Annotated in this window: 4 protein-coding genes; all 4 read right to left on the bottom strand. The window is 61.7% G+C overall.

Annotated features, from left to right (window positions below; all coding sequences use genetic code 11):
* Window positions 1–2 precede the first annotated feature (2 nt).
* From AWB81_RS41400 to sdhC, 4 genes are read right to left on the bottom strand one after another with little or no spacing between them, the layout of a single operon-like run.
* The gene (locus AWB81_RS41400) at window positions 3–707 is read right to left on the bottom strand and encodes a succinate dehydrogenase iron-sulfur subunit (protein ID WP_062644254.1); all 705 of its coding nucleotides are present in this window, start codon (window positions 705–707) and stop codon (window positions 3–5) included.
* Window positions 708–719: 12 nt separating this feature from the next.
* A complete protein-coding gene (gene sdhA / locus AWB81_RS41395) occupies window positions 720–2,495 on the bottom strand; it encodes a succinate dehydrogenase flavoprotein subunit (RefSeq protein WP_062644253.1) in 1,776 nt (591 codons plus the stop codon).
* A 3-nt stretch (window positions 2,496–2,498) separates the two neighbouring features.
* On the bottom strand, window positions 2,499–2,867 hold the full coding sequence (gene sdhD, locus AWB81_RS41390; RefSeq protein ID WP_062644252.1) for a succinate dehydrogenase, hydrophobic membrane anchor protein: 369 nt from the start codon (window positions 2,865–2,867) through the stop codon (window positions 2,499–2,501).
* A gap of 4 nt (window positions 2,868–2,871) precedes the next feature.
* The gene (sdhC, locus tag AWB81_RS41385) at window positions 2,872–3,282 is read right to left on the bottom strand and encodes a succinate dehydrogenase, cytochrome b556 subunit (protein ID WP_062644251.1); all 411 of its coding nucleotides are present in this window, start codon (window positions 3,280–3,282) and stop codon (window positions 2,872–2,874) included.
* Window position 3,283 lies beyond the last annotated feature (1 nt).

The following is a 3,283-nucleotide window of genomic DNA, read 5'->3' as shown; positions in this document are numbered from 1 at the left end:
TCTCAGACAGCGCGGCGCACCATCAATTCCTTGATCTTGCCGATCGCCTTTGTCGGATTGAGCCCCTTCGGGCACACATCGACGCAGTTCATGATCGTATGGCAACGGAACAGACGATATGGATCTTCCAGGTTGTCGAGGCGTTCACCCGTCGCCTGATCGCGGCTGTCCGCAATAAAACGATAGGCTTGCAACAGGCCCGCCGGTCCCACGAACTTGTCCGGATTCCACCAGAAGCTCGGGCACGACGTCGAGCAGCTCGCGCACAGAATGCATTCGTACAGACCGTCCAGCTCGTCGCGTTCTTCCGGCGACTGCAGACGCTCCTTCTCCGGCGGCGGCGTGTCGTTGATCAGGTACGGCTTGATCGAATGATACTGATTAAAAAATTGCGTGAAGTCGCAGATCAGGTCGCGCACCACCGGCAGCCCCGGCAGCGGAAGCAGCACGATCTTCTGCGGCAGGTCGTTCATGTTTTGCAGACACGCCAGACCGTTCTTGCCGTTGATGTTCATCGCATCCGACCCGCACACGCCTTCGCGGCACGAACGGCGGAACGACAGCGTCTCATCGACCGATTTGAGCTTCAGCAATGCATCGAGCAGCATGCGTTCGTGCGAGTCGATCTCGATCTCGTAGCTCTGCATGCGCGGCGCCGCGTCCTTGTCCGGATCGTAGCGGTAGATTTCAAATGTTCTCTTTGCCATGTCGATTTACCTTTAGAACGTACGCGCTTTCGGCGGCACCGATTCGACCGTCAGCGGCTGCATCTTTACCGGCTTGTAGTCGAGACGATCGCCCTCGCTGAACCACAGCGTATGGCGCATCCAGTTTTCGTCGTCGCGATGCTCGAAGTCGCTGTGCGCATGCGCGCCGCGGCTTTCCTTGCGCGCCTCGGCCGAAACCATCGTCGCGCGCGCGACTTCGATCAGGTTCGCCAGTTCCAGCGCTTCCACCTTCGCGGTGTTGAACACCTTCGACTTGTCCTTCAGGTGCACGTGCTTCACGCGCTCGGTGAGTTCCGCAACCTTGTCGACGCCCTCTTCCAGCAGCTTCGAGGTGCGGAACACGCCCGCGTGCGCCTGCATCGTCGCGCGGATGTCGCCCGCGATCGACTGCGTGTATTCGCCCGAGGTCGACTTCTCCAGCACCGACAGGCGTTCGAGCGCGAAGTCGGCGGCATCGGCCGGCAGCGGCTTGTGCTCCTTCATGTCCATCGCGTGCTTGATGATGTGGTTGCCCGCCGCGCGGCCGAACACCACCAGGTCCAGCAGCGAGTTCGTGCCGAGGCGGTTCGCGCCGTGCACCGAAACGCACGAGCATTCGCCCACCGCATAGAAACCGCCGACCGGATCGTCGTAGCCCTTGGCCGTGCCCACCACTTGCCCGTGGATGTTGGTCGGAATGCCGCCCATCTGGTAGTGGATGGTCGGCACGACGGGAATCGGTTCCTTGATGCAGTCGACGTTCGCAAACTTCAGCGCGATCTCGCGAATCGACGGCAGACGCTTCATGATCGTCTCGGCGCCGATGTGCGACAGGTCGAGCAGCACGTGATCCTTGTTCGGACCGACGCCGCGCCCTTCCTTGATTTCCTGGTCCATCGAACGCGAGACGAAGTCGCGCGGCGCAAGGTCCTTGAGCGTCGGCGCGTAGCGCTCCATGAAGCGCTCGCCATTCGAGTTGCGCAGAATGCCGCCCTCGCCGCGCACGCCTTCGGTGATCAGCACGCCCGCGCCGGCGACACCGGTCGGGTGGAACTGCCAGAACTCCATGTCCTGCAGCGCGATGCCTGAGCGAGCCGCCATGCCGAGGCCGTCGCCGGTGTTGATGAACGCATTCGTCGATGCCGCGAAGATCCGGCCCGCGCCGCCCGTGGCGAAGAGCGTGGTCTTGCCTTCGAGGATGTAGACGTCGCCCGTTTCCATTTCGAGCGCGGTCACGCCGAGCACGTCGCCGTCGGCATCGCGGATCAGGTCGAGCGCCATCCATTCGACGAAGAACTGCGTCTTCGCCGCGACGTTCTGCTGGTACAGCGTGTGCAGCAATGCGTGGCCGGTCCGGTCGGCGGCCGCGCACGCGCGCTGCACCGGCTTCTCGCCATAGTTCGCCGTGTGCCCGCCGAACGGACGCTGGTAGATCGTGCCGTCCGCGTTACGGTCGAACGGCATGCCCATGTGTTCCAGTTCGTACACCGCGTTCGGCGCTTCGCGGCACATGAATTCGATCGCGTCCTGGTCGCCGAGCCAGTCGGAGCCCTTGATCGTGTCGTAGAAGTGATAGTGCCAGTTGTCTTCGCTCATGTTGCCAAGCGAAGCGCCGATTCCGCCTTGCGCTGCGACCGTGTGCGAGCGCGTGGGGAACACCTTCGAGAGCACCGCCACCGACAGGCCCGCGCGCGCCAGTTGCAGCGAGGCGCGCATGCCCGAGCCGCCCGCGCCGACGATGACCACGTCAAAGCGACGACGCGGCAGGGAAGTCTTGATTGCAGCCATTCTTTAAACTCTCCAGAGAATCTGTGCAGCGTAGCCGGCGCAAGCGACCAGCCAGAGGATGGTCAGCGCCTGCAACAGCAGGCGAAGACCGACCGGCTTCACGTAATCCATCCAGATGTCGCGAATGCCGACCCACGCGTGATAGAAGAGCGAAAGCAAGGCTACGAACGTGGCGAGCTTCATCCACTGAAGGGCGAAGATCGACGCCCAGCCTTCATACGAGAAGTCGCGGGCGACGAAGAACCAGAACAGCAGGATGAGCGTATAGACGGCCATCACGACCGCGGTGACGCGTTGCGCGAGCCAGTCGCGCAGACCGTAGTGAGCACCGACGACGAGGCGCTTCGGGCCGACTCTGTTGTTAGCTGCCATGTTTTTAGAAGGCTCCGAAAAGTTTCAGCGCGACCGCGATCGTGAGAAGCGACGAGACGATCAGCACGGACAGAGCGGTCTGTTTGCTGCCTTCCTTGTGCACGGCGACGTGGGTGTCGAGCAGCAAAAAGCGAATGCCTGCGCAGAAGTGGAACATGTACGACCACGACAGCACCAGCACGATGATCTTGACGATGGGGTTGGCGAGAAAGCCCTTGAACGCATCGAAGCTGATTTCCGATGTCAGGCTTTGGTCCAGCAGGTACAGAAGGAACGGCAACGAGATGAACAGCAAGAGACCGCTGATACGGTGCAGGATGGAGACCTTCCCTGCTAGCGGCAAGCGATACTTCGCGATTTGGCCGATCCCGATGTTACGGAACTCGGGCCTTGGTTTTTTTACGGCTTCAGCCATG

The sequence above is a fragment of the Caballeronia arationis genome (genome assembly GCF_001544975.2).
Classification (GTDB): domain Bacteria; phylum Pseudomonadota; class Gammaproteobacteria; order Burkholderiales; family Burkholderiaceae; genus Caballeronia; species Caballeronia arationis.
This window is presented reverse-complemented; position numbering and strand designations above follow the sequence as displayed.